Below are 25,627 nucleotides of genomic sequence, written 5' to 3' on the forward strand. Positions count from 1 at the left end.
TCCCTATGCATCCCCGATTGCGACCGGCCTTAGCTGTCAGTTTGGGTGCGATTCCGGGGGCCTTAAGCCGCTTTTTACTAGAGGCCTATTTGGAACCCTATCTTACGGGTAATGTGCCCTTTGCTACGCTCGTCGTCAATGTCACGGGTTGCTTTCTGCTGGGGGTGATTGCTCCCCTTGCCTTTGCCCGCACCTTTGTCCTGCATCCCGATTTGCGCTTGCTATTGACAACGGGGTTTATTGGTTCCTACACAACCTTTTCATCCTACGAGTTGGATAACGACAAGCTCTTGGGAATCACAGATGCGGCAGTCGAGGGTTTTTACTGGCTCGGCAGTACAGGGCTGGGATTATTAGCACTGGAGTTGGGCAGCCGCCTAACGCTGCGGAGTCTAGCCCATTGGGAGAAGTGGGATGATCGCACCTGAGAGTGTATTGGCCATTGCCATTGGAGCGGTGCCCGGTGCCTTGGCCAGATATTATGTGGGTCTGTGGAGCGATCGCCGCTTTGGCACCCTTGTCTTCGGTACCCTGAGCATGAATCTCATGGGTGCCTTTCTTATGGGCTTTTTGAGCCCTGTTTTAGCCCGTTGGGGGGCACCGCTGTGGCTCAGCCATGGCATCACTGTCGGTTTTTTGGGGTCTTTGACCACCTTTTCTACGTTTACCCTCGAGGTATCGAACCTGCGCCGTGAAGGCTACCCCCGCATTGCGTGGCTGTACTGGCTGAGTACGCCTATCCTCGGGTTTCTCTGTGTGGAAGCCGGCATTGGCCTCTCCCATTGGATGTAGATCAACGGCTAGCCGCCAATACTGGCCAGTAGCTTCGCTTCCTCCTCCTTGGAAATGAGGCGGCCTTGGTTTTCGTAGTCGGGAATTTGGTCAAAGTAGAGGTAGCGATAGAGATCCGCTGCAAAGGGATCAATTTTCCGCGTCACAATCTCTAGGTACTCCTCGCGGGTGGGAATGCGCCCCAGTAGGGCACAAACTGCTGCTAGCTCTGCGGATCCCAGATAGACCCGTGCCCCTTTGCCCATGCGGTTATTAAAGTTCCGTGTGGAGGTGGAGAAAACCGTGGTGTGATCAGCAACGCGGGCTTGGTTGCCCATGCACAGGGAGCAGCCCGGCATCTCCATGCGTGCCCCAGCAGCAGCAAAAATACCGTAGTAGCCCTCTTCGCGCAACTGCTGCTCATCCATACGGGTGGGGGGTGCAATCCAGAGGCGCACCTTCACCGCCCCCTCTCCTTCCAGTACCTTGGCAGCGGCACGGTAGTGGCCAATATTGGTCATGCAGGAGCCAATAAAGACCTCCTGCACTGGATCGCCGGCACATTCGGAGAGGGTTTTGATATTGTCGGGGTCATTGGGGGCAGCCACAAGGGGTTCCTTGATTTGATCTAGATCCACCTCAATCACATCGGCATACTCGGCATCCGCATCCGCCGAGAGGAGACTGGGATTGGCCAGCCATGCCTCCATCTTTTTCACCCGCCGTAGAATCGTACGCGCATCGCCGTAGCCACGGGCCACCATATTTTTCAGGAGGGCTACATTGGAGCGCAGGTATGTCGCCACAGTGTCTTCACTGAGTTTAATCGTGCACCCTGCGGCCGATCGCTCCGCTGTGGCATCGGTGAGTTCAAAGGCCTGCTCCAGTTGCAAGTGCGGCAGCCCCTCCATTTCCATGATCCGTCCGGAGAAAACATTCTTTTTATTCTCCTTGGCAACGGTGAGCTTACCCTGCTGAATGGCCACATAGGGAATGGCATTGACAATGTCCCGCAGCGTCACCCCCGGTTGCAACGCACCTTTGAAGCGCACGAGCACCGACTCCGGCATATCCAAAGGCATCACCCCCAAGGCCGCTGCAAAGGCGACCAAGCCAGAACCTGCTGGGAACGAAATGCCCAAGGGAAAACGGGTATGGGAATCGCCCCCCGTGCCCACGGTATCCGGCAGCAGCATGCGGTTGAGCCAAGAGTGAATAATGCCATCTCCCGGTCGTAGCGAGACGCCCCCTCGCGAGGTCATAAAGTCCGGCAGTTCTTTGTGGGTTTTGATGTCAACGGGCTTGGGATAAGCCGCCGTATGGCAGAAACTTTGCAAGACCAAATCCGCACCAAAGCCAAGGCAGGCCAGCTCCTTGAGTTCATCGCGGGTCATTGGGCCTGTCGTATCCTGGGAGCCAACCGTTGTCATGACCGGTTCACAGTAGGTGCCGGGGCGGACGCCGGGGAGACCACAGGCTTTACCGACAATCTTTTGCGCCAAGGTATAGCCCTTACTGCTCTCAACGGGGGGCTTGGGACGAGTAAAGAGGGGACTGGGTTCTCGGCCAAGGGCAGCCCGTGCTTTGTCGGTGAGGGTACGCCCAATGAGAAGGGGAATGCGCCCCCCCGCTCGCACTTCATCCAAGAGGGTCTCGGGTTTGAGGGTAAAGGTACTGATGACCTCCCCCGCTGCATTGGTGATTTCGCCGCGGTAGGGGTAGATCGTGATCACATCCCCCATATTCATGCGGGTAACATCGCACTCAATGGGCAGGGCGCCGGAGTCCTCCATGGTGTTGAAGAAAATGGGCGCAATTTTGCCACCAAGACAGACGCCCCCTGTGCGCTTATTGGGAACGTAGGGAATGTCGCGACCAATGTGCCAAATCACAGAGTTGGTGGCGGACTTGCGGGAGGAACCGGTGCCAACCACATCCCCCACATAGGCAAGGGGGTAGCCCTTTTGCTTCAGTTCGGCAATGATTTGCAGTGCCCCCGGCAAGCGGCTTTCCAGCATCACCGTAGCGTGCAGCGGAATATCGGGGCGGGTGGTGGCATGGGGGGCAGGGGAAAGATCATCGGTATTGGTTTCACCGGCGACCTTAAAAACGGTGACAGTAATGGCCTCCGGCAGCGGATCACGGCAGGTAAACCAATCCCCATTGGCCCAAGATTCCATCACCTGACGGGCGTAGGGGTTGCCTTGGTGCATCAGGTCTTGGACATCGTGAAAGGCGTCATAGACCAAGAGGGTATGGCTGAGGGCAGTGGCCGCCGCACGGGCAAGTTCTGGGTTTTCATGGCGCAGCAGCTCAATGAGGGATTGAACGTTGTAGCCCCCCAGCATTGTCCCTAGGAGTTCCACCGCTGCAACGGGAGTGATGAGGGGACTGGTGAGTTCTCCTTTGGCGATCGCCGTCAAAAAGCCGGCTTTAATGTAGGCCGCTTCATCGACACCGGGGGGCACGCGATCGCGAATCAGGTGCAGTAGGTAGTCTTCCTCTCCCGCTGGGGGGTGTTGCAGTAGATCACAAACCGCCGAGGTTTCTGCCGCCGTCAGGGGCAAGGGGGGAATGCCCAAGGCAGCACGTTCTTGGGTTTGCTGACGGTATTGGCTGAGTACGGTTGTGTCCACGCTCTGCTGACCTCAATTCGGATACAAGGGAGAACAAAATCATTTAAGTGCGGATCTAGATTTTAGAGTACAGATTCCCCTTTGGGGGTTTGGTTGCCTTTGCTACCCTTGCCCCTATCGCCAGTCCCGCTGTAACTCTTCAGCAACGCGGCGGTAATCCGCTTGAGCTTCCTTCGCCTGCTTGCCCTTCCATTGGGTAATGGGTACGCCGTCGAGAGCCGCCCGTTCGTGGGCTTTGTAGGCGCGGATAAAGGAGTGACAGGCTGCTACCCCCAACTGCAAGAGCGTATTTTGGGCTTCGAGGGCTTCATTGACACAGCGGGGATCAACGCGGGTGAGCAGGACGCGGTGGGGAACGTTAGACGGTTGCACCACTTGCTTCACTGTTTCAATGAGGGCGGCAAGGTCAATGGGGGCGGGGGGGGTGGGCAGCACCAGATAGTCAGCGATCGGTACCACCGCTGCTAGGGCACTGGAGGCTAAGGCCGGCGGCGTATCGACAACAATCAGGTCATAGCCAGAAAGCTGGCGTACCCTGCTGAGGAGTTTGGGGTTAAGCTCCTGGGCGAGATCGAAGCCCATGGATTGGCCACTGCGCTGAAACCACCACGTGGCTGAGGCTTGGGGATCCGTATCCACCAACAACACCCTGTACTGCTCGGCATAGGTGGCTGCTAGGTTGATTGCCGTTGTGGTTTTACCAACGCCTCCCTTGCCATTGAGGACCGCCAGCAGACGGGGTTCAGCCAAGGCCCTATCCTCCTAAAACTGCCGCAGAAAGCGCAAATCACTGGTGTAAAAGCGGCGAATATCATCAATTTGATGCAGCACCATGGCAAACCGCTCCACACCGAATCCGGCGGCAAAGCCCGTGTAGACCTCTGGATCGTAGCCGACATTTTTGAGCACAGCAGGATCCACCATGCCACAGCCCATCACCTCTAACCAGCGTCCCTGCCACTGCACATCCACCTCCGCCGAGGGTTCGGTAAAGGGGAAATAGCTGGCTCGGAAACGAATGGGAACATCACCAAAGAGTGCCGCCAGAAACGTCGTGACGGTACCCTTGAGGTCGGTAAAGGTCAGCCCCTCATCCACTGCCAAAATCTCAATCTGATGGAACACAGCCGCGTGGGTGGCATCCTCCGTATCCCGCCGATAACAACGGCCGGGAGCAACAATGCGAATGGGCGGATCATTGAGTTCCATGTAGCGAATCTGCACCGAGGAGGTGTGGGTGCGCAGCAGATTGCCATCGGGCAGGTAGAAGGTGTCCTGCATGTCGCGAGCCGGGTGATCTGCAGGTGTATTCAGCGCCTCAAAGTTGTAGTAGTCAGTTTCCATTTCGGGGCCATTGGCAACGGTATAGCCGAGACCCACAAAAATATCGAGGATGCGGTCAATGGTGCTATTGAGGGGATGAATGTGCCCTTGGGGACGATAGACGCCCGGCAGGGTGACATCAAGGCTTTCAGCCGCCAGTTGCGCAGCAATTTTTTCGGCTTGCAGGGTTTCGCGGCGGGCTTCTAGTTCTTGGAGCAGTTTTTCCTTGAGGGTGTTGGCGAGGGCACCAATGGTGGGGCGATCGCTAGGGGGCAGTTTGCCCATAAGGGCGAGAATTTGTGAGAGTTCGCCTTTTTTGCCCAAGTAGGCAACGCGCAGTTGCTCTAGGGTATCGAGGGTGCGGGCTGCAGCGATCGCCTGTAGGGCTTTGGCTTCTAAATCTTTGAGTTGTTGGCTGAGCCGATCACGATCAAGGGTGGGGGTCGTCATGGCAAAATGCAGTTGCGGGGTGCACAAATGGCAACAATTTCGGTCAAGATAAAGCATTCCCACCTGTTGGGAATAAGCCTTGATTATAACGCTATGCCCGCAGTTGCGATCGCGATGGTTCTCGAATGCCGATTCCCAACCTCACCAGCCAGCCTAAACAGACGGTCAGTCAGTGGCTAGCCAGCGCACCCCAAGCCTTTCTCCGTTCACCGCGGTTTTCTGCGAACCGCGAGCAACAGATGGCGATCGCTGCCTGTGGGCTGTGGTTTTGGGCACAACTCCTTTACCTGCACGATTTGTCTGCAACCCCTTGGCCGTGGCTCGAAAGTGTGGTGGAGGCCGCCGCCGTCGTCATCATTGGTGGTTTTCCAGTGCTATGGTGGGCAAGTGGCCAGCGGGATTTTAATAAGATGACCCAACGCTGGCCGGGGCGGTTACTCCTCAGTTTGGCACTGTACATTGCCATTGGCTTGATTCTCCCCCAAGCAGGCCGCTTTCCTTGGCAGCGGGTTCTCACCAATTTAATCTTTGCTGATCAGCCGTGGCTGAACTTGCTGATCTTTCTCGGAGGCGTCTGGGCCATGGTGCGCGTCCCTGTCCTCTTGCGGCAGCAAACCACACCGACACCAGTGTTGTGGGCTTGGATCAGTGGAGCAGCACTTTATTTGTTGCTCAGCCACAGTGGGTTGATTTCGCCAGCCTTCCCCAAAGCGTACACAGAAGGATTCATCATTACCCCTATCTATTTGCTCCTATGTGCTTGGGGCGATTGGCAGCGGCGACACCCGCCACGGGCGACCCCCACGGGATTGGGACTGCACGACATTCCCCTAATTGCGGTCTCGCTTTTTAGCCTCTACTGGTTCTCGACCCCCTACTTTCGCTTTGGCCCTTTTGTGGCACTGCAACTGTTTATTTTGGTGATCATTTTTGGCAGGGGGCTGGGGCGATCGCACTTTGGCTATAGTTTTGAACCCCGCTGGTGCGATGCTCGTTTATTGGCGGCAATGTTCTTGGCGGCTTTGGTAACCATGGTGCCCTTGGGGAGTCTATTGGGCTTTTTGCCCTTGGCGAAATTTAACTTGACGCCTTCGCCTTTGGCGGTGTTTGTCTATGTCAGCCTCTTTGCAATGCGGGTGGGCATTTTTGAGGAGGTGCTCTTTCGCAGTGGTTTGATGATTTTCGTGCGGGATCTGTGGCAGCACTATGGGGGCGATCGCCAGCGGCCGGTGGTCATTGCTTGGGGTGCCATTCTCATTTGTTCGCTGCTTTTTGGTATTCTCCATGTAGGCAATGAGCCGAATGCCGATATTCAACTGCCCCTCATGGCCTACCGAGCGGTGTATATCATCATGGCAACCTTGGCCTCCCTCTTTTACTGCCTCACCTTTGCCTGTACCCAGCGCCTCTGGGCGGGCGTTCTCCTGCATGGTCTGGTGGATGCGATCGCCGTCGTCTTTTTTGGCGCTGCCCTTGTTGCCCCTTTCTAGCGCACCACAATCACAGGCACACCCGGCTTGACTTTCTCAAAAAGCTCCTCAATGTCGCGGTTGTACATCCGCACGCAACCGTGGGAAACCGCATGACCAATGGAATCCGGATGGGGGGTACCGTGCAACCCAACCCAATTGGTGCCATCACTCCAAAAGCCAATCCAACGCCGCCCCAAGGGGTTGCGGGGATGTCCACCAGCAATCACTGCCCCGGTAAAGGGATTTTTCCAAGCGGGATCGCGAATCATCTCCCGCACTTGAAATTGACCTGTGGGGGTTTCCCACCCCGGACGACCTACGGCCACGGGATACCGGCGCAGGGGAGTTTGTCCTTGATAGAGGGTCAATTGGCGCCGTGATAGGCTGATTTCTAGACGTAGGGGAGCGGTGACCGCCGGTGGAGGAGCAGTAGCAAGGGCAAAGGGGAGACGACCCCAAAGACTCAAACTCACCCATCCAATAACCGCGATCGCTCGCTGGCCAGCTTTTAGGAAGCCTTGTGCTTTCATTCCGCAATTCACTCCTACCACTGTGAGATTGGCATTGGGGAATAATAGATAGTTACGTTGCTACTGAAAAATTTTTCAAAATTCTAGATGAATGACCAAGTTCTCCGCTATTTACCGCTTGCAACGGGGGTTTTGGGGGGCACACTTCTCCTCATCAATCGCCTCTTGACCCCCCTGCTGACCCCTTCCCAAGCCCGTGCCGATGTCGTGGGGGTGATCCTTGCGGCGGTCTTGATTTTGACGACGCTGATTTGGCAGCGGGTGCAGCCCCGTCCTGCGGAAGCGGTGATCCTTGAAGGGGAAGAGGGATTTGAACTTGCCGATGATCTGGATGCTGCCCTGAAAACAGAGCTGGCGTGGCTGTCCTATACCTTGCTGAAGAATACGCCGACAAAGTCCATTGTCATTTGGCGCGCCGATCGCCCCCTCCTGCGGCGCGGTATTCTGGGGCCCAAACCAATGACGGCCACGGGTGCCATTGTGCAGCGCGCCCTGCAAACCCAACGCCCCATCTATTTAGTGAATTTAGCCCTTTACCCCGGACGCATTGAATTTGACTATTTGCCCCCCAATACCCAAGGGGTGATCTGCCAACCGGTGGATGCGCAAACGGTGATGATTCTCGGCACTAATGCCCCCCGCCGCTATACCAAACAGGATGAACAGTGGGTAGCTGCCCTTGCCGCCAAGCTCGCCCAGGTGCTGGCAGAACAGTACAATAAAGCCTAGACACGCTTTGAAGCGACTTTTTTTTGACACTGAAGACCGTTTATTAGGATTTCGATATTTACTATGACTGTTGCCACTTCTGCTACCCCTGCTGTGCCCAGCGACTCGCGTCAACGGGCAGCGACTTTTTTGAAAGACCTCCAGGATCAGATTTGTCAGGCTCTAGAGGCAGCCGATGGCGGTGCCCAGTTTCAAGAGGACAGTTGGCAACGTCCCGAAGGGGGCGGTGGTCGCTCGCGGGTGATGAAAAATGGTCAGCTCTTAGAGCAGGGGGGCGTTAATTTCTCAGAGGTGTGGGGGGAGCAATTGCCGCCCTCAATCTTGGCGCAGCGGCCAGAGGCAGCGGGGCATGGCTTCTATGCCACGGGTACCTCCATGGTGCTCCATCCCCGCAATCCCTATGTGCCAACGGTGCATTTGAACTACCGCTACTTTGAAGCAGGTCCTGTGTGGTGGTTTGGCGGTGGCGCAGATTTGACCCCCTACTACCCCTTTGCTGAGGATGCGAAACACTTCCATCAGGTGCATAAGGCTGCCTGCGATCGCCACCACAGCGAGTACTACTCTGTGTTCAAACGCTGGTGTGATGAATACTTCTACCTCAAGCATCGTGGCGAGACCCGTGGCGTGGGCGGCATTTTCTTTGACTACCAAGATGGCAGCGATCGCGAGCTTTACCGCGGCCCTGATCCCCATGGCGAAGCTGCTCGCTACAGTCAAAAGGTTGGTTCCATCGGCAATCGTTCGTGGGAAGACCTGTTTGCCTTTATTCAAAGCTGTGGCCAAGCCTTTCTAGAAGCCTACCTACCGATTGTGGAACGGCGGCGTCACCTCGAGTATGGCGATCGCCAGCGGCAATTTCAGCTCTATCGGCGCGGCCGCTATGTGGAATTCAACCTAGTCTATGACCGCGGCACCATCTTCGGCCTACAAACCAATGGCCGCACCGAGTCTATTTTGATGTCTCTGCCCCCCCTTGTCCGCTGGGAATACGGCTATACCCCGGAACCCAACAGCCGCGAAGCGGAACTGTACACCACCTTTCTCAAGCCCCAAGACTGGGTGAATTGGCCAAGCTAAATGAGGATCAGTGCCCCTGTGTTGCGCCGTGTGCTTGCCCTCCTAGGTGATCTGCGCCTAGCGATTCTCCTGCTGCTGGTGATTGCGATCGCCAGTATCGCCGGCACTGTGATTGAGCAGGGGCAATCCCTCAGCTTCTACCAAGAAAACTATCCCGCAGACCCTGCCCTGTTTGGTTTTCTCAGTTGGCGGGTGCTGCTGGCCCTAGGGCTAGATCATGTCTATCGCACCCCTTGGTATCTCACTCTGTTGGTGCTCTTTGGGGCGAGTTTAACGGCCTGTACCTTCACTCGGCAGGTGCCTGCCCTCACCACCGCCCAACGCTGGCAGTACTACTCCCAACCGCGTCAATTCACCAAACTGGCCCTGAGCACCACGATTTCCCAAGGCTCCCTCAAGGAACTGGCCGCTGCCTTGAGCGCAAAGGGCTACCGCGTCTGGCAAACCGATAATCAACTCTATGCCCGCAAAGGCATTGTTGGTCGCATAGGCCCGATTGTGGTTCATGTCAGTATGATTCTGATTTTGCTGGGGGGGATTTTGGGGGCGCTGACGGGCTTTATGGCGCAGGAACTGATTCCCAGTGGTGAAACCTTTCATCTTCAGCACATTGTGCAGGCGGGGCCACTGGCGCGCATCCCCCAACACTGGTCGGTCAAGGTGAATCGCTTTTGGATTGATTACACTGATGCGGGTGACATTGACCAATTCTACTCGGATCTCTCGGTACTGGATGCCGACGGTCAGGAGGTGAAGCGGGGCACAATCCATGTCAACCAGCCCTTGAAGTATGGCGGGGTCACCCTCTATCAGGCGGACTGGAGTATTGCCGCCATTCGCTTTCGCCTAAACAACAGTCCCGTGCTGCAACTGCCAATGGCCCAGCTGGACACAGAAGGCAAAGGTCGTCTTTGGGGCACATGGCTGCCCACGAAACCGGATCTCTCGGAGGGGATTTCCCTGATTGCGCGGGATCTCCAAGGCACGGTGCTCATCTACAGCCCCAAGGGCGAGTTTCTCACCAGCTTGCGCACCGGCATGAGTACAGAGATTAACGGTGTGACGCTGACGTTGATTGAACTTGTGGGCAGTACAGGGCTACAAATTAAAGCCGATCCGGGGATTCCCCTGTTTTATGCGGGCTTTGCCCTGTTGATGGCGGGGGTGATCATGAGCTATGTGTCCCACTCCCAGGTGTGGGGGCTGCAGGAAACCGATCTCCTCTATGTGGGTGGCCGCACCAATCGCGCCCAGTTGGCCTTTGAGCAGGAATTGGTGGCGATCGCCAATGCCTTAAACCGCCAAGACCAGCCCCTAGCCGTTGAACAAAATTAGCCGGACTCCCCCTTGACTCTCTCGTTCACTGGAGACTTCACGATGAATCGCAGGAGTGTCAGGGGAAGATCACCATGGTTCTGCCCGACATGGCCTGTGGCGCCTGTCGTGATGCCATTATCCAAGCGATTCAAGCGGTTGACACCCGTGCGACTGTTACCGCCCATCTCGCAACCAAAGAGCTAGCCATTGACACCCAAGCCGCAGCGGCAGACATCCGCAGTGCCATTCGCCAAGCCGGTTATACGCCCCAATGATCACCCAGCTCAGCTTCAAGGTGCAGGGGATGCAGTGCGCCGCTTGCGCCAATGTCGTTGAAACTGCCCTGCGATCGCTACCGGGCGTCAGGGACTGTGAAATTTATTTTGCCGCCGCTCAGGCCACGGTCACCTACGATCCCCAGCAAGTGACCTGGTCAGATCTACAGGGGGCGATCGCCAAAGCCGGCTATCACGCAGAGCGACTGCCTGAAGAAGGCTTGGTAACTGACACCGCCACCGCAGAATTGACCTATCGGGCTGAGCTGCACCGTCTCAAACGCCGACTCCTCTTTGCGGGTGGCGCCACCCTACTACTGCTAGTGGGGAATCTACCCATGATGACGGGCTGGCATCTCCCTTGGATCCCCCCATGGCTGCACCATCCTTGGGTACAACTGTTGCTGACAGCGCCAATTCAGTTTTGGAGTGGCGAATCCTTTTATGAGGGCGCCTGGCGGGCACTGCGCTATCGCACAGCAACGATGGACACCCTAGTGGCTCTGGGCACCAGTGTCGCCTTTTTCTACTCGCTCTTTGGGACGCTCTTTCCCCAAGCCTTCCATGGCCACATGCCAGAGGTCTATTACGAAGTCTCAGCCGTCGTCATTACCCTGATTCTCTTGGGACGCTTTCTCGAAAGTCGCGCCAAACGGGAAACTGCTGCCGCTATTGGCAAACTCCTCGCCCTGCAACCGAAAACGGCACGGGTGATTCGTAACGGGGAAGCCGTGGAGGTGCCCCTGATTGAAGTGCAAGTGGGGGATCGATTGCTGGTGCGTCCCGGCGAGAAAATTCCCGTGGATGGTGAGATTGTGGCTGGGGCTTCGACGGTGGATGAATCCATGGTGACCGGGGAGAGCCTAGCGGTGGAAAAACGCGAGGGGGATGAGGTCATTGGTGCCACCCTCAATCAAACGGGCAGCCTACAAATGCGTGCTACACGGGTGGGACAGCAAACCTTTTTGGCACAAATGATTCGACTAGTGCAGCAGGCCCAGGCCTCAAAAGCCCCCATTCAAAAACTGGCCGATCGCATCACGGCTTGGTTTGTACCGACGGTGCTGGCGATCGCTCTCCTGACGGGGCTGCTGTGGCTGACCATTGGCCGCAATCCCACCCTAGCCCTGTTGACCACCATTGGCGTTTTGATCATTGCCTGTCCCTGTGCCCTTGGCTTGGCCACCCCCACCTCAATCATGGTGGCCACCGGCAAAGCAGCGGAGTATGGCATTTTGATTAAAGATGCCCGCAGTCTCCAGCTGGCCGATCGGGTGCAAACTGTGGTTCTCGACAAAACAGGCACCCTCACCCAAGGCCATCCCAGCGTCACCGATTTTTATCCTCAGGCGGATGCCACAACCCTTTTGCGGCTGGCCGCCAGTGTGGAATGGCACTCGGAACATCCCTTGGCTGCCGCTGTGGTCGAGTATGCCCAAGGGCAGGGGGTATCGCCGCAAGCGGTTCGCGACTTTGTGGCCACGATTGGTCAAGGGGTACAGGGCATGGTTGAGGATCAATGGGTGCTCATTGGTACGCCAGCCTTTCTAGCAGGCCACGGCATTGCCACCGCCCCTTGGCAGCCTCAAGCTCAAACCCTTGCACAGCAGGGGAAAACGGTCATCTGGATAGCGGTGGATGCCCAAGTCAGGGGGCTGATCGCCCTTGCCGACACGCTGAAACCCGAAGCCCCAGCGGTAGTGGCTGCCCTGAAGCGCATGGGATTAGAGGTGATTCTGCTGACGGGCGATCAGGCCGTAACGGCTGCGGCGATTGCCCAGCAAGTGGGAATTGAGCATTACGTTGCCAGTGTCCGCCCCGATCAAAAGGCAGCGATCATTGCTGAACTGCAACGGCAAGGGAAGTGCGTGGCCATGGTGGGGGATGGCATTAATGATGCCCCGGCCCTCGCTCAAGCCGATGTGGGCATTGCTCTGGGCACGGGTACCGATGTAGCGATCGCCAGCAGTGACATCACCCTCATTGCCGGTCATCTTCAGGGCATTGTCATCGCCCTACAACTCAGCCGCGCCACCATCCAAAATATTCGCCAGAATCTCTTTTTCGCCTTCATCTATAATGTGGCCGGCATTCCCATTGCCGCTGGTATCCTTTACCCCCTGAGCGGCTGGCTCCTCAATCCCATGGTGGCCGGTGCAGCAATGGCCTTTAGTTCCTTCTCCGTGGTGATGAATGCTCTGCGCCTGCGCTCTTTTCGACGATCGTAGACATTCTAACCCCCTAAAATTACTCCGTTGTCTGAATTGGAAAATACTTGACTGGGTCATTAGAACCTTCTGGCTGATCTTCCCAACAATCCCCAGGGGGTGCTGCCGTTTTTCCCTCCTTCACCGAAGCACTCGTGACCCCAAAATCCCCCGGCTTCGCCCAGACACAGCCCGACACCCCCTTGCCTGCTGGATCAATGGCTTGGGCATGCACAGCGGCATACCACGGATTACCGCCACCATGGAGGATGCGGCCAGTATTTTCCTCCTTCACTTGGTCATAGGTGAGCGTCAAGGGATAGTAGCCATCCACCCTATAGCCCCCCCCTTGGGTGTTATAGAGACCCAGATAGGCAATTTTGGTGGCAAAAATTTTGTGGCGCACCCGGTAGGCCTCCTGGGCACGGTTAACTGCCCCCACCGCTGATTTGGCCCCCGCCAGTTGTGCCTTGAGCCGTTGGTTTAGCAGCGAAGGCAAGGCAATTAGGGCAATCACCCCTAAAATCACCATCACCACCAGCACCTCCGGAAACGTCAATCCGCCATTGGCTCCCCACCGCCGCCGCTCCTGCAGAAAAAACAGCAGCTTCAGATATACACTGTCCCTACCCCTGTCCCCATGTTCTGTCATAGCCATCTCTAACTCTTCAACACTGCTCTACCGACACCTTACTCACGATACACGCCACAGGATGTTCCCTGCTCAATGCGCATCCCCCCCAAAATGGTTGGTATTCGCACGCACTGGAGGTACTCGTCTTCATAGGCATAGATGCTAAAGGCAATCCGCCGGGGCGTCACCGGCGTGATCACCCGCCCCTGATGGTCAAAGGCCAACTCACACTGTTGGACTGCCGCCGATCGCGCCTGGGGCTGCCAGCATTCCAAAATTCGATTCCCCTCCCCCACCTCTGTGGAGTTAAAGTCAGTGGCGTACATAACCATCACCAACTGCTCATCGTCATCCACTAGGGGCTGCCACTGCCAGTCCCTCCTATCCCGGTTGACGGGATTGGTCGACCACTGCGGGCCAAAATCGGTATTGCGAAATGCCGCTATCCAAGGCAGCTTTTCCCTTTTGGCATTGGCCTGGGCAAGGCGCAGTACATTGCGGGCAGTATTCACAGCGGCGCGCACCCGTTGCCGTTGCAGCAGTGGAAACAGGGTCATGGTGCCAATGCCCACAAGAATGGCAATCAGGACAATGACCACCAGTATCTCGGTCATGGTGTAGCCCCGTTGGCGGCTGTTCATGGCTGCGGCGCTCCTTTTCCTTAGGCGGTTAGCTAAAAATTGGGAACTTTTCCTTGCACCGAACGGCTCAGCACCGTGGTGGTCAGCACGGGCCGATTTTGTATATCCTCTTCACGGATCCCCGGCAAGCCCTGGGGATTGCCCCGCAGATAAACAAAGGTGGCGGCATTAAAGCTTGAGCCGCGCTCTTGCACACAGGCAAAAAAGCCTGCCGGTGCCGGCGCATCACTGGTGTCTCGGGGAGTGCGAATTGTCCCCGTTGGGCAGTCTGGCCTTGGCATACTGGTATCAGTATCAATAAAGTCTGTGACCACCGTCAAATCGGTGACCCGTAGATAGCCCTCAATGTTTTTGACAGGGCGACTAGATTGCAGATTGGCACCAGTTTGCACATCAATTGGCCAGCGGGCAAAGTTGGTCCTTCCTGTAGGGTCAACATACCCCTGGTTAATCCCCAGCCAGTCGTAGTTAGCATCACTAGCCCTCGCCGCTTCCTTATATTTGCGCAGTTGGTAGCGCACGAGTCGTGCCTGCCCCTGCCAATCCGATTCCGGTGACCAAAAGGACTGGCGAGCGGTATCAATGTAATACACCACCAAGGTATAACTGCGGCGGCCACTTCTCAGCTCTTCGCAGTGTGCTTTCGCATTTGCCTGATCTGTTGACCATACCCTTGAGCAATCCCGCGGCATGACGAATCGGGCATACCCCAGTTGGTTTTGGTAGTAGGGAAAGGGCTCCAAAATCCACATCGCCAACACCGGCCGCATGGTACTTGGAAAGTCAGGCAGGTAGTTTGTCAGGGGCTCGGGGCGGGAGGTATCGCCACAGGAGCCGCTGCCAGCTAAGCAGTTGCCGTTATAGACAAACACCGCCTGGGACAGATCCGTACTGATCACATCCAGCGTCGCCTTGAGGTCTTGGCGCAGCTGATTCAAAGCAGCCTCGCGGCTTTCGGTTTGGATCATGTCGATTAAAATTGAGCCTAAGGAGGCGGTGATCACCCCAGCAATGACCAAGGAAACCAGAATCTCGGTAATCGTAAAGCCCTTGGATCGCCGCCGCCACCAACCCAGCAGTTTCATTGCAACCTCTCCTCTTTGCGACAACAACACCTTATGAACCAGAACCTGAACCGCCATCTCCCTCCGGCACAGCCATCAGCGGCAGGGTTTCAGCGGAGTCACTGCGCAGCAGCACCGTTGTCAACACCGCCAAGGGCCGTCTTTCGGCACCCACAATGCTGCTGGTCATCATCACCGCTTCTGGCTCAATAGGGTCGGGGTTGCTCTCTGGCTCCATCGGCAAGGCTGCAGCGCTATAGACCCGCACCTGCACTGGGTAAGCCAAGACCCTGCGGGCAGCGTCGGTAATCAGGGTACCGCGATAGATTTGCACCCCAAAGCGGGCATTGTTCAGCTGCCGCTCGCAGGCCATGGTGGCATTGTTGGGCAAGCTGCAGCTTTCCAGACTGGTGGGCGGGGCTTGCCTAGAGAGGACTGAAGGATTACTCACGGAGGCGCCAACAGTGCTTGCAGGAGGCAGCAGGCCACTGTCTTCGCGAATGTCGATGCCCTGCTCCATCATCACCCGCAGCCGATCCAACTCGCCACGGGCAATCTCTGTGGCTTGGTTAATGCGATCATTGCGCAAGCGGGTAGCCGCCACCAACAGCAGCGGTGCGGCCAACATGGCCACAGAGAGGTTCACCACCAGAATGGCAATCAAACACTCCACCAAGGTCAGCCCCCCATTGGCTGGCTGCAGCCGCTGCAATTGCCGAATCATCGAACTCACCTCCATCGTTAGGCAGAACAATTAGACACCGTTGGATCAACTCGTCCACTACCGTCAGGACGTTGGGCACAGCGTAGGCGTAGGATATAGGGATCGTCGGCACGCAGCTCAGTGTAGAATTCATTGCGTTGCCGCCCTGGGGTAATAAATCGCCGTGCTACTGGCCCTGCCGGTGCCAGCTGCAGACCCACGTCATAGCCCCAACGCCGAGTCGGCGCTCCGTAGTACTGAATTAACTCTACAGATTGCGCTGGACAATTGAAGGCGGTGTTGACATCGCGGCAGCGAGGATCGTTGGGAATTTCCCACTGGTCTTGATCAAAAGGACCTGTGGCTTGGGTCGAGAAGTTCAGTTGAATAAAGGATCCCTGAATGGTAAGGTTACCCCATCCCTCCAGAAAACGCGGGAAGTTGTGCATGCCGCCATAGGATTGGGTCGGTCGCGAAGGCACAGTGCCACTGATGATTACCGCATTGACTTGGGTATCTTTAGCACTGTTGCGAGAGCGAGGATCGCTAAACCTATAGTAGCTGTTGCTGTTGTAAGGTTCATCGGCTTGGGCTTGACCATGTTCACCATCGGGATAGCTTGTGAGGGCATCACCATCGCGATCCACCCGTTCACCTGTTCGGTAATTAATCGCCCAAGGCGTGCCATTGCGATCCACGTAAATCGGTGAACTGGGATCAAAGGGACTTTCCCGCAGCCAAACTGTATCGTTGCGGGGGTCTTGGTCAGGAGGATTTTTGGGGAGGTCTTGGCTAGGACGGTTGGCATTCAAGAAAGAGGTGCGCAGGTTTGCATTGTTGGCACAGGTCAGGTAGATTTGGCCAAGATTGTTGCCGTTGTTAACCCGTGCGTCACTTCCAGTGTTTTGCACATAGTTTGTGGCGAGGTTTTCAGGGGAGTTGTTGCCAAGCCTTTGAATATCATCGTTGTAAGCCTGAGCAAAATAATCATTGGCAGAGCCATTGCAGAAATTGTCAGAGAGAATCGTCACCGCATCCCCGAGGATTTCTGCGGGTCGCCAAGTGTCGGAGTTAGGCCGAGCAAAGCGATTATCGAGCGTATTACGGCTATAGAAGTTGCTCCAGTTTGCGTCTAGGGTTGTGGTAAATTCCTCCAGATTGTTTGTTGTGCCGTTGGTACTGTGGAGGTTAAAGTCCCCCTGAATATAGACTGGGTTATCGCTGATAAAGGAGAGGCCAGCGATATTTTTACTTGCGGGGATTCCTTCCCGGTCAAGCCGTTTACCATTCCACAATCGAAAGCCATTGGGTCGCCGCATTGGATCGGCAAAGAAATCCACTGGTTTTGTCGAAATGCCGTTGGCGGCTCGGATGGGATCATGAGGATTGCTGGGATTAGTATTCATCCAGTTTTGACCTGTAATGGCAGGTCGGGCAATGCCATCTTCGCGCACTGCATCCTCCCGGAAGGCATAGACAATGCCCCCCATCGGCAGCCATGTATCCCCACCAATGGTCCTGCGCCGCAGCAGGTCAAGGTCAATATCCATTTCCCGCACCGCCATCTCTTCACGACCATTGAAGAGGGTGTTATCAAGGAAAGCGACATTGCGAGCATTGCCGTCAAAGCCAATGATTTGATTCAGGCGGCTGGGATAGCGGATATTACTCACTAGAGTCCCAGTAGCTGGCTCGGTAGGGGTAAGGAAATTTGTTGGATTCATACGTGGGTTTGCTGCAATTTCACTCCGAGTTACATGCTTCTCCTCCGAGGGGTTGAAGATCGCCCGCAACGCTGGATATTTAATCACCGTATTAAAGGTACCGAGAGGCAGGTCACTGTCACCTTGGCGTTTGAGCACCACCAGTGTCGAGTTCACAGCAATGGGAGTTGTACCTGTACCCGTACGTTCTGTGCCGCCAATGTAGCGTAGTTTTGCTGTAAGTGGAGCAGGACTGTCAATGACCTTAAAGCGCCCCTCTAGGCGACCACTGTTAGGATCAGTACGATTGATGGGACGGCGAATTTCCACAATGTCTCCAACTTGGAGTTGGGACGTTAGCGTATATTGGATTTCAACCGTGGTACTGTTGCTTGGGTCATTGGGAAACGGAACGGCAACGCTGATAGTACCAGTACGAGTGTTTCGGAATTCCATGGAGTCGAAATTCGAAATCGACGCAGAAGCTCCTGCTGGAATTTTCCTTCCTGGTTCTGGTGGCGCATTACCTGGGACGCCGTCTGGGAAGCCCTCAGCGGGGCCCGGGTTTTTCAACGTTACTGTGAGGATCTTGCCATGGTCATCACGGTCACGGTTGAACTCCTCCAGAATCATCCACCCCGCACCGGTGACATAGACAACTTTGTTCTTATCAGAGTCGCCCAGGTCAAAGTTATAGCTGGGGGCATCTTCAAGCTTGACAGCATCTTCAAGATTGACACGCACTCTTTCACCGGCGCCCGGCATCTCAAACTCCTGGCCAATCACAAATCCTCGTTTGTCTTGCCCTAGGCAAAAAGCCTTCCGCAAGTTGCTATACTGAGGTTCGTCAGGAATTCCACACGTGTACTGTTGTGGATTAAGGTCATATTTCACCTGCTCCGTGAGGGCAATTAAGCGGGCAAGACGGGCATTGACATCGGCATTAGTTTCTTGCAGCGGGCGCTGACTCCAGCGAGCATTAGGGATCAGGGCGGTGATGTAGGCATTGGCATCCAAATAGCCCCCGCGATAGGAGAGGCTCTGATCAGCACTGAAGCCTTGCCGAATGACTTGCACAGTACCTGCCCCTATTTCTGCATTAATTCTCGGAATCACTTCACCGTTGTTAAAGTCATTGTCATTTAAATCATTGATACGATTGTTCAGGTTAACCAGTTGATTCCCCGCATTGAGGCTATTAACATCTAAGGTTTGAAGGGTATTCACACTATACGCCAGCATTCCCAACATACAGCCTGCGGTGTGGATTGTACTTTGATCGGCCAAGCTTAGAGCGCTCAAGCTGCCTCTTTGCTCTAGGAGTTGAAGCGCGCGGTCAAGGTTCGAGAAATTCCCAGCACGGGTCTGGTTAGGATCGGGGTGAATTGTGGTTCCCCCTATTTCCTGTTTGGGCGGAAACGCTCCATCCACACCATCACCCGCATAGGCCACGAGGTTCCTCATCGCTTTTCGCATCTCTGGACTGTTGAAATCAGGAGGCTGAAACTCCCAACCATTGGTGCCGCGCCCAGTAAAGAAGTCAAAGAAGCGGAAATCAAAGGGCAAGCCCTGAATGCCATCGTACTGGTTGAACATGATGCTGCGCAGGGCAGTTTGCGGTGTGCCGTGGTGGTGAGTAGTCGCCAAGCAGGCGATCGGCTCATAGCCCCCTGTGTTTTGCCCCGGATAAGGCTCCGTAAACGGATCGGGAATAGTGGAGTCAACCGTTGTTCCCCTCGCTTTGTAGTGATAAATGGCTGTGGCCTGCACGGCTGCCAAATCATCCCGCAGCGTGCGGTGCTGATAAAACTCGTTGCGGCGGTTGTTACTAGCGGTATTACCCGCAGGTGGATCAGCAGGTCGATCAAGAGGTTTGCCCAGTTCCAAGCGTTCTCCCACAATGATTCGTAGGCCTTCTTGGCGTGCCCGCCGCTCCCAGTAGCCATCCAGTCCCAAATCCTCCCGTTTATTTTGGCTGTCGGAGGGGGCAACATTACGAGTCAGCAGATCGCGCCCCTCAATCGGGTCGCCCACCTTAGCGCCTGGCGGAATTTGCCGCAGCGGATCAGAAGCAGGCATCTTGACGTCATACACGGGCTTAGGGCCATAGCGGTCATCAGCGCGGTACGTATCATCCACGTAGGGCTTAGGTTGGGTTTTATTGTCAAAGCGCCCCTGCTGCACATAAAACTGATTCGACCAGTTAGGATCCCGTACCGTCACATTGGTTGGATCACTCCCGCGCGCCCGACTGCGGTCTTCGGTCACAATAGCCACTGGGTTGAGAGCGACATTTGCAGGCACGAAATCATTCTTTACAGAGTCGCGGCTCGCGTTAAACCTGACGTTTTCAGCGGGTGGATTCGCATCCCCACTGGTGTAGGGGGCACTGGGCGGCTCGCGGTAAGAGTGAATGTAAACATTTGGCGCATTGGTGTTGTTATCCCGCAAGCTCCCCGCCATAAATTGGCCTTGGAATTCAATCTCATTGGTTTCTGGGTTGCGGATTTCCGTTGCCGTAATCTCTGAAGCCGCGCGGGTATAAACACAGGACTTCGGCGCGCTAATCAGATAGGCGGTGAAACCAGTACCACCCGTCAAAAAGACACTCCCCTCGGTGTGCAGTGCCCCATTCCAGCGAAACTCCGGCCCCGGAAAAATCTCCAAATCATTGCGGAACCATGCCCCCCATTTATTGCCCCGCTCCATTTGGCGTTCCTGCACAAACTCAATCGTCGACAGCGCCTGACCACCATTGCGGTTTTCATAAACAAAGGCATTAATTTGAAAGTTCTTGCGCAAAATAGCACTGCCCACTTCATCCCAGCCCACTTCCACCTGTTGGCCTGCGGCGCCGCCCAGATCACTACACTGATTCCCCAGTTCAGTAATCCCCATTGGCCGACTGCGGGTGATCAATTGACCAGCTTTTTGCGCATCCGATTGATCGAGTTGCGCATTGCTCGGTCGCCGCATCAAGATCGAGTAGGCCACGATCGAGTCACTAGTGGGTTGAAACACCCAAGCATTATCCACCTGCCCATCGCCATTAATATCAATCCGCTGCTCGTCAGCCATCGTATAGGGGTCGGGGTTGCGGGTGGTCTCTAGCCGATTGCCAATAATCTGTTCAATGGTTTCTTCCCCCGGCACCCCATTCGGACGCAGCGGATCTTGGTTAAAGAAGTACTCTAGCTTGGCACGTGCCCTATCAATGGCCGGTGCAGTGGCATTCAAAACTTGGATGGTCTGCCGTTGCCCCCCCACCTCTGCGGTGCGATTCAGCGTGCGGATCATCAGTGCTGCCACCGTTAATGTCAGCACCACCAACACAATCACCGCCGTCGGCAACACAAACCCCCGGCGCCCAAACTGCAGTTGCCGCCCCCCTCTCCCTAGGGGTGCCAGCCGTCGCCGTATCCAGAGGCGCAGCTGGTAAAGCAAATGACGAATTGCTTGGGTCAATTTGCGATACTGCCGTTTTGAGAGGCCAAAGCGTCGGTCATTCTTTTTCATAGGAGCACCTAGTCAACGCACGGGAGCAGTAACCTACCACTAGTTATATCGATAGATCTGAAGATCTGAAATAGGCTAGTAATTAGTATGGTTTTTCCTTAGTAAAAAATTTCAGCCTCCAGACAATTTTTCAAATTGTTGCGCACAGCAATCATACTTATTGCCACACGATCAAACACACAACTTAAATGTTCCAACTAGCGATTTATGATGCCTAGGCTAGGAAGAGCGATTTAGCCACGCAAACACTTCCTCTAGGGCAGTGAAGTCCAAGAGAGCCTCTGCCAATGCTTCGATTTGAGGGGGAGAGAGCTGGCGAATGCGCTCCTCAAGGCCAGCTGGTAACTCGCCAAACCGCCGCCTTAACTGCCGCAACACAACGAGGGTCTCTCCCTGCTGCAACCCTTCCTTCCGCCCTTCCTGTCGACCTTCCTGTCGACCTTCCTGTCGACCTTCCTGTCGACCTTCTTCCCGTGCCTCAGCATAGACCTCTTCCCGTACCTCAGCATAGACCTCTTCCCGTACCTCAGCATAGACGTCCCGATAAAACCGCGTCCGCTTCAGTTCCTCAGTAGTAAACCCCAGCATGTGCAGCACCTCCTCGCGACTCAGCTCCGTAAACTTGTACAACACAATGGTGGTGATTAACTCTATTATGGCTTCTGGCCTTGGCACTGCCTCTGTGCGAGTCCGCTCTGCCAGCAACCGTGCTGCTGTCGGCATTTCTGCTTCAGGTAACACTGTCAGTTGCATCAGCGCTAGGCTCAATGGCAACGCCTCAAGCGACCCGAGTTCATTCAGATAGACCCGACGCAGGCGATGACTATTCACCAACACCTCATAGGGCTCAAAGGACACTTGTTCCACTTGACGATGGGGATAAATAACCACCGCTTGCCAGTCAGAGAAGGTCTGGCGATACAGCCGCAGATAGAGAAAGATTTCCGCAAAGAAGCGTTCGTAGAAGGTAGTGTCCCGCTGAAACTGCACCTCACAGAAATAGACCGTTCCTGAGGGGTCAGGGGGCACGAAGACGCCATCTATGCGAAAGGCCGTTTGCTTCAGCTCCACGGACTCAAAACGATACCCCTGAGGCGTGTCTATGCCCAAAAGGTCAAAGAGGGTCTGGGGCAGCTGGGCAAAGAGTTGGTAAAAAAGGGAGTCACGGCGCATCGGCTAGCTGGAGTGCTCTAGCCAAGCAGAGACTTGCTCAAGGGTCGTGAAGTCCAAGAGAGCCTCTGCCAGAGCTTCAATTTGATGAAGCGAAAGCTGGCGAATACGCTCCTCAAGGCCAGCTGGTAACTCGCCAAACCGCCGCCTTAACTGCCGCAACACAACGAGGGTCTCTCCCTGTTGCAACCCTTCCTGCCACCCTTCCTGTCGCCCTTCCTGTCGACCTTCTTCCCGTGCCTCAGCATAGACCTCTTCCCGTGCCTCAGCATAGACCTCTTCCCGTACCTCAGCATAGACGTCCCGATAAAACCGCGTCCGCTTCAGTTCCTCAGTAGTAAACCCCAGCATGCGCAGCACCTCCTCGCGACTCAGCTCCGTAAACTTGTACAACACAATGGTGGTGATTAACTCCATTATGACTTCTGGCCTTGGCACTGCCTCTGTGCGAGTGCGTTCTGCCAGCAACCGTGCTGCTGTTGGCATTTCTGCTTCGGGTAACACGGTGAGCTGCATCAGCGCTAGGCTCAATGGCAACGCCTCAAGCGACCCGAGTTCATTCAGATAGACCCGATGCAGGCGATCGCTATTCACTAACAATTGATACGGCTCAAAACACTCTTGTTCTGCTTGGCGATTGGGATAAATAACCACCGCTTGCCAATCAGAGAAGGTCTGGCGATACAGACGCAAGTAGAGAAAGATTTCTGCAAAGAAGCGCTCGTAGAAGCTGTTATCGCGCTGAAACTGCACCTCACAGAAATAGACGGTTCCTGAGGGGTCAGGGGGCACGAAGACGCCATCTATGCGAAAGGCCGTTTGCTTCAGCTCCACGGACTCAAAACGATACCCCTGAGGCGTGTCTATGCCCAAGAGGTCAAAGAGGGTCTGGGGCAGCTGGGCAAACAGTTGGTAAAAAAGAGAGTCACGGCGCATCGGCTAGCTGGAGCGCTCTAGCCATGCAAACACTTCCTCTAGGGCAGTGAAGTCCAAGAGAGCCTCTGCCAATGCTTCGATTTGAGGGGGAGAGAGCTGGCGAATGCGCTCTTCAAGACTAGTTGGTAAATCGCCAAACCGCCGTCTTAACTGCCGCAAGACAACGAGGGTCTCTCCCTGCTGTAATCCCTGCTGCAATACCTCTTCCCGTACCTCAGCATAGGCCTCTTCCCGTGCCTCAGCATAAACCTCTTCCCGTGCCTCAGCATAGACGTCCCGATAAAACCGCGTCCGCTTCAACTCTTCCGTCGTAAACCCCAGCATACGCAGCACCTCCTCCCGACTCAGCTCCGTAAACTTGTACAACACAATGGTGGTGATTAACTCCATTATGACTTCTGGCCTTGGCACTGCCTCTGTGCGAGTGCGTTCTGCCAGCAACCGTGCTGCTGTCGGCATCTCTGCTTCGGGTAACACGGTGAGTTGCATCAGCGCTAGGCTCAATGGCAATGCCTCAAGTGACCCCAATTCATTCAGATAGACCCGATGCAGGCGATCGCTATTCACTAACAATTGATACGGCTCAAAACACTCTTGTTCTGCTTGGCGATTGGGATAAATAACCACCGCTTGCCAATCAGAGAAGGTCTGGCGATACAGACGCAAGTAGAGAAAGATTTCTGCAAAGAAGCGTTCGTAGAAGGTAGTGTCCCGCTGAAACTGCACCTCACAGAAATAGACCGTTCCTGAGGGGTCAGGGGGCACGAAGACGCCATCTATGCGAAAGGCCGTTTGCTTCAGCTCCACGGACTCAAAACGATACCCCTGAAGCGTGTCTCTGCCCAAGAGATCAAAGAGGGTCTGGGGCAGCTGGGCAAAGAGTTGGTAAAAAAGGGAGTCACGGCGCATGGGCTAGCTGGAGCGCTCTAGCCACGCAAACACTTCCTCTAGGGCAGTGAAGTCCAAGAGAGCCTCTGCCAAGGCTTCAATCTCATAGGCAGGGAGCTGGCGAATGCGCTCCTCAAGGCCAGCTGGTAACTCGCCAAACCGCCGTCTTAGGAGGCGTAAAACAACAAGGGTCTCTCCCTGTTGCAATCCCTGTTGCAATCCTTCCTGCCGACCTTCCTGTCGTCCTTCTTCTAGCCCTTGTGCTCGCCCCTCTTGTAAGCCCTCTTCCCGTGCCTCAGCATAGACCTCTTCCCGTACCTCAGCATAGACCTCCCGATAAAACCGCGTCCGCTTCAGTTCCTCAGTAGTAAACCCCAGCATGCGCAGCACCTCCTCGCGACTCAGCTCCGTAAACTTGTACAACACAATGGTGGTGATTAACTCCATTATGACTTCTGGCCTTGGCACTGCCTCTGTGCGAGTCCGCTCTGCCAACAACCGTGCTGCTGTCGGCATTTCTGCTTCAGGTAACACGGTGAGTTGCATCAGCGCTAGGCTCAATGGCAATGCCTCTGGTGACCCCAGTTCATTCAGATACACCCGACGCAGGCGATGACTATTCACCAACACCTCATAGGGTTCAAAGGACACTTGTTCCACTTGACGATGGGGATAAATGACCACCGCTTGCCAGTCAGAGAAGGTCTGGCGATACAGCCGCAGATAAAGAAAGATTTCTGCAAAGAAGCGCTCGTAGAAGCTGTTATCGCGCTGAAACTGCACCTCACAGAAATAGACGGTTCCTGAGGGGTCAGGGGGCACGAAGACGCCATCTATGCGAAAGGCCGTTTGCTTCAGCTCCACGGACTCAAAACGATACCCCTGAGGAGCCTCTATGCCCAAGAGGTCAAAGAGGGTCTGGGGCAGCTGGGCAAAGAGTTGATAAAAAAGGGAGTCGCGGCGCATGGGCTAGCTGGAGCGTTCTAGCCACGCAAACACTTCCTCTAGGGCAGTGAAGTCCAAGAGAGCCTCTGCCAATGCTTCGATTTGATGGGCAGGGAGCTGGCGAATGCGCTCCTCAAGGCCAGCTGGTAACTCGCCAAACCGCCGTCTTAGGATGATGCGGGCGGCTCCGGGGGGCGTCTTGACTGCCAATAACTGCTGGAGTCCTCGTTGGCGATAGGCGTTCAGCCAGCGAGTAATGGTGGACTCGTTGCAATGGAGCAATTGGGCAATTTGTGGGCGGCTGTGGACACGTCCTTGCTTCAGCCAGTAGAGCATCTGCAAGCGTTCCTGCTGTCGAGCATCGGTTTCATGTTGTAGGCGTCGCTGCAGTTCTTCAGAGCTTTCTGTAATTGTGAGGACAAGCAGGCGAGCCATGAAGGTCTCCTACTGAGATGACTTCAGTTTTAGGATAGACAATTCCCTCGTTTAAGACCTATTTATTAAGCTCAATGTTACAAAGAGCTGGTATTAAATACAAGTCTTGTCCCATGGATTGGATTGAACACACTCAACATTATGGCTACAGGAAAGACTTATATCCGATGTTTTAGAAAGGTGAAGAAGTGACACATTGACA

General features: G+C 55.2%; 22 protein-coding genes. 8 read left to right on the plus strand and 14 right to left on the minus strand.

From position 1 onward, the window contains the following. Positions 1–5 precede the first annotated feature (5 nt). Both crcB and RHH81_RS07445 read left to right on the plus strand, forming a co-directional pair. On the plus strand, positions 6–428 hold the full coding sequence (gene crcB / locus RHH81_RS07440) for a fluoride efflux transporter CrcB (RefSeq protein ID WP_206199624.1): 423 nt from the start codon (positions 6–8) through the stop codon (positions 426–428). Continuing rightward, positions 415–792: a CrcB family protein gene (locus RHH81_RS07445; RefSeq protein WP_206199625.1), complete on the plus strand. Its 378-nt coding sequence runs from the start codon at positions 415–417 to the stop codon at positions 790–792. Before crcB ends, RHH81_RS07445 begins: the two co-directional genes overlap by 14 nt. Before the next feature lie 8 nt (positions 793–800). Here RHH81_RS07445 and acnB read toward each other — a convergent pair whose 3' ends face one another. From acnB to pheS, 3 genes are all read right to left on the minus strand, one after another. Continuing rightward, the gene (acnB, locus tag RHH81_RS07450; RefSeq protein ID WP_206199626.1) at positions 801–3,407 is read right to left on the minus strand and encodes a bifunctional aconitate hydratase 2/2-methylisocitrate dehydratase; all 2,607 of its coding nucleotides are present in this window, start codon (positions 3,405–3,407) and stop codon (positions 801–803) included. A gap of 114 nt (positions 3,408–3,521) precedes the next feature. Further along, a complete protein-coding gene (locus RHH81_RS07455; protein ID WP_190278069.1) occupies positions 3,522–4,157 on the minus strand; it encodes a ParA family protein in 636 nt (211 codons plus the stop codon). Positions 4,158–4,169: 12 nt separating this feature from the next. Next, positions 4,170–5,180, minus strand: coding sequence for a phenylalanine--tRNA ligase subunit alpha (gene pheS, locus RHH81_RS07460; protein ID WP_206199627.1), 1,011 nt, complete (start codon positions 5,178–5,180; stop codon positions 4,170–4,172). A gap of 125 nt (positions 5,181–5,305) precedes the next feature. On the opposite strand from pheS, the gene RHH81_RS07465 reads away from it, so the two are divergent. Continuing rightward, a complete protein-coding gene (locus RHH81_RS07465; protein WP_310742835.1) occupies positions 5,306–6,670 on the plus strand; it encodes a CPBP family intramembrane glutamic endopeptidase in 1,365 nt (454 codons plus the stop codon). Here the strand turns inward: RHH81_RS07465 and RHH81_RS07470 are convergent. Next, a complete protein-coding gene (locus RHH81_RS07470) occupies positions 6,667–7,182 on the minus strand; it encodes a L,D-transpeptidase (protein ID WP_225901523.1) in 516 nt (171 codons plus the stop codon). The two genes, RHH81_RS07465 and RHH81_RS07470, sit on opposite strands and share 4 nt — an antisense overlap. Positions 7,183–7,269: 87 nt before the next feature. On the opposite strand from RHH81_RS07470, the gene RHH81_RS07475 reads away from it, so the two are divergent. From RHH81_RS07475 to RHH81_RS07495, 5 genes are all read left to right on the plus strand, one after another. Next, complete coding sequence (locus RHH81_RS07475; protein ID WP_206199629.1) at positions 7,270–7,911, plus strand: cofactor assembly of complex C subunit B; 642 nt, start codon at positions 7,270–7,272, stop codon at positions 7,909–7,911. A 63-nt stretch (positions 7,912–7,974) separates the two neighbouring features. Beyond that, the gene (hemF, locus tag RHH81_RS07480; RefSeq protein WP_310742836.1) at positions 7,975–8,991 is read left to right on the plus strand and encodes an oxygen-dependent coproporphyrinogen oxidase; all 1,017 of its coding nucleotides are present in this window, start codon (positions 7,975–7,977) and stop codon (positions 8,989–8,991) included. After that, positions 8,992–10,326 carry a cytochrome c biogenesis protein gene (locus RHH81_RS07485; RefSeq protein WP_206199631.1) on the plus strand — a complete coding sequence of 445 codons (1,335 nt, stop codon included), beginning with the start codon at positions 8,992–8,994 and terminating at the stop codon, positions 10,324–10,326. A gap of 74 nt (positions 10,327–10,400) precedes the next feature. After that, positions 10,401–10,583 (plus strand): heavy-metal-associated domain-containing protein, encoded by a 183-nt coding sequence (locus RHH81_RS07490; RefSeq protein ID WP_310742837.1) that lies wholly within the window; start codon positions 10,401–10,403, stop codon positions 10,581–10,583. Next, positions 10,580–12,811 carry a heavy metal translocating P-type ATPase gene (locus tag RHH81_RS07495; RefSeq protein WP_310742838.1) on the plus strand — a complete coding sequence of 744 codons (2,232 nt, stop codon included), beginning with the start codon at positions 10,580–10,582 and terminating at the stop codon, positions 12,809–12,811. Before RHH81_RS07490 ends, RHH81_RS07495 begins: the two co-directional genes overlap by 4 nt. A 19-nt stretch (positions 12,812–12,830) precedes the next feature. Here RHH81_RS07495 and RHH81_RS07500 read toward each other — a convergent pair whose 3' ends face one another. The 10 genes from RHH81_RS07500 to RHH81_RS07545 form a co-directional block, all read right to left on the minus strand. Further along, positions 12,831–13,448 (minus strand): prepilin-type N-terminal cleavage/methylation domain-containing protein, encoded by a 618-nt coding sequence (locus tag RHH81_RS07500; RefSeq protein WP_310742719.1) that lies wholly within the window; start codon positions 13,446–13,448, stop codon positions 12,831–12,833. Between the two features lie 32 nt (positions 13,449–13,480). Continuing rightward, positions 13,481–14,065, minus strand: a complete 585-nt coding sequence (locus RHH81_RS07505; RefSeq protein ID WP_302677954.1) for a Tfp pilus assembly protein FimT/FimU — start codon at positions 14,063–14,065, stop codon at positions 13,481–13,483. A 32-nt stretch (positions 14,066–14,097) separates the two neighbouring features. Next, entirely contained in the window at positions 14,098–15,150 is a 1,053-nt protein-coding gene (locus RHH81_RS07510) for a type II secretion system protein (protein WP_310742839.1), read from the minus strand. A 31-nt stretch (positions 15,151–15,181) separates the two neighbouring features. Beyond that, positions 15,182–15,853, minus strand: coding sequence for a hypothetical protein (locus RHH81_RS07515; RefSeq protein ID WP_310742840.1), 672 nt, complete (start codon positions 15,851–15,853; stop codon positions 15,182–15,184). Between the two features lie 17 nt (positions 15,854–15,870). Then, entirely contained in the window at positions 15,871–21,051 is a 5,181-nt protein-coding gene (gene hpsA / locus RHH81_RS07520) for a hormogonium polysaccharide biosynthesis protein HpsA (protein WP_310742841.1), read from the minus strand. A gap of 219 nt (positions 21,052–21,270) precedes the next feature. Beyond that, positions 21,271–22,224 (minus strand): Rpn family recombination-promoting nuclease/putative transposase, encoded by a 954-nt coding sequence (locus tag RHH81_RS07525; RefSeq protein WP_310744276.1) that lies wholly within the window; start codon positions 22,222–22,224, stop codon positions 21,271–21,273. Between the two features lie 3 nt (positions 22,225–22,227). Beyond that, on the minus strand, positions 22,228–23,157 hold the full coding sequence (locus tag RHH81_RS07530; RefSeq protein WP_310744277.1) for an Rpn family recombination-promoting nuclease/putative transposase: 930 nt from the start codon (positions 23,155–23,157) through the stop codon (positions 22,228–22,230). Between the two features lie 3 nt (positions 23,158–23,160). After that, positions 23,161–24,066 carry an Rpn family recombination-promoting nuclease/putative transposase gene (locus RHH81_RS07535; protein WP_310744278.1) on the minus strand — a complete coding sequence of 302 codons (906 nt, stop codon included), beginning with the start codon at positions 24,064–24,066 and terminating at the stop codon, positions 23,161–23,163. A 3-nt stretch (positions 24,067–24,069) separates the two neighbouring features. Next, a complete protein-coding gene (locus RHH81_RS07540) occupies positions 24,070–25,011 on the minus strand; it encodes an Rpn family recombination-promoting nuclease/putative transposase (protein ID WP_310744279.1) in 942 nt (313 codons plus the stop codon). 3 nt (positions 25,012–25,014) lie between these two features. After that, positions 25,015–25,425, minus strand: a complete 411-nt coding sequence (locus RHH81_RS07545) for a DUF4351 domain-containing protein (RefSeq protein ID WP_310742844.1) — start codon at positions 25,423–25,425, stop codon at positions 25,015–25,017. Between the last annotated feature and the right edge of the window lie 202 nt (positions 25,426–25,627).

This window comes from Thermosynechococcus sp. PKX95 (genome assembly GCF_031583295.1).
GTDB lineage: Bacteria > Cyanobacteriota > Cyanobacteriia > Thermosynechococcales > Thermosynechococcaceae > Thermosynechococcus.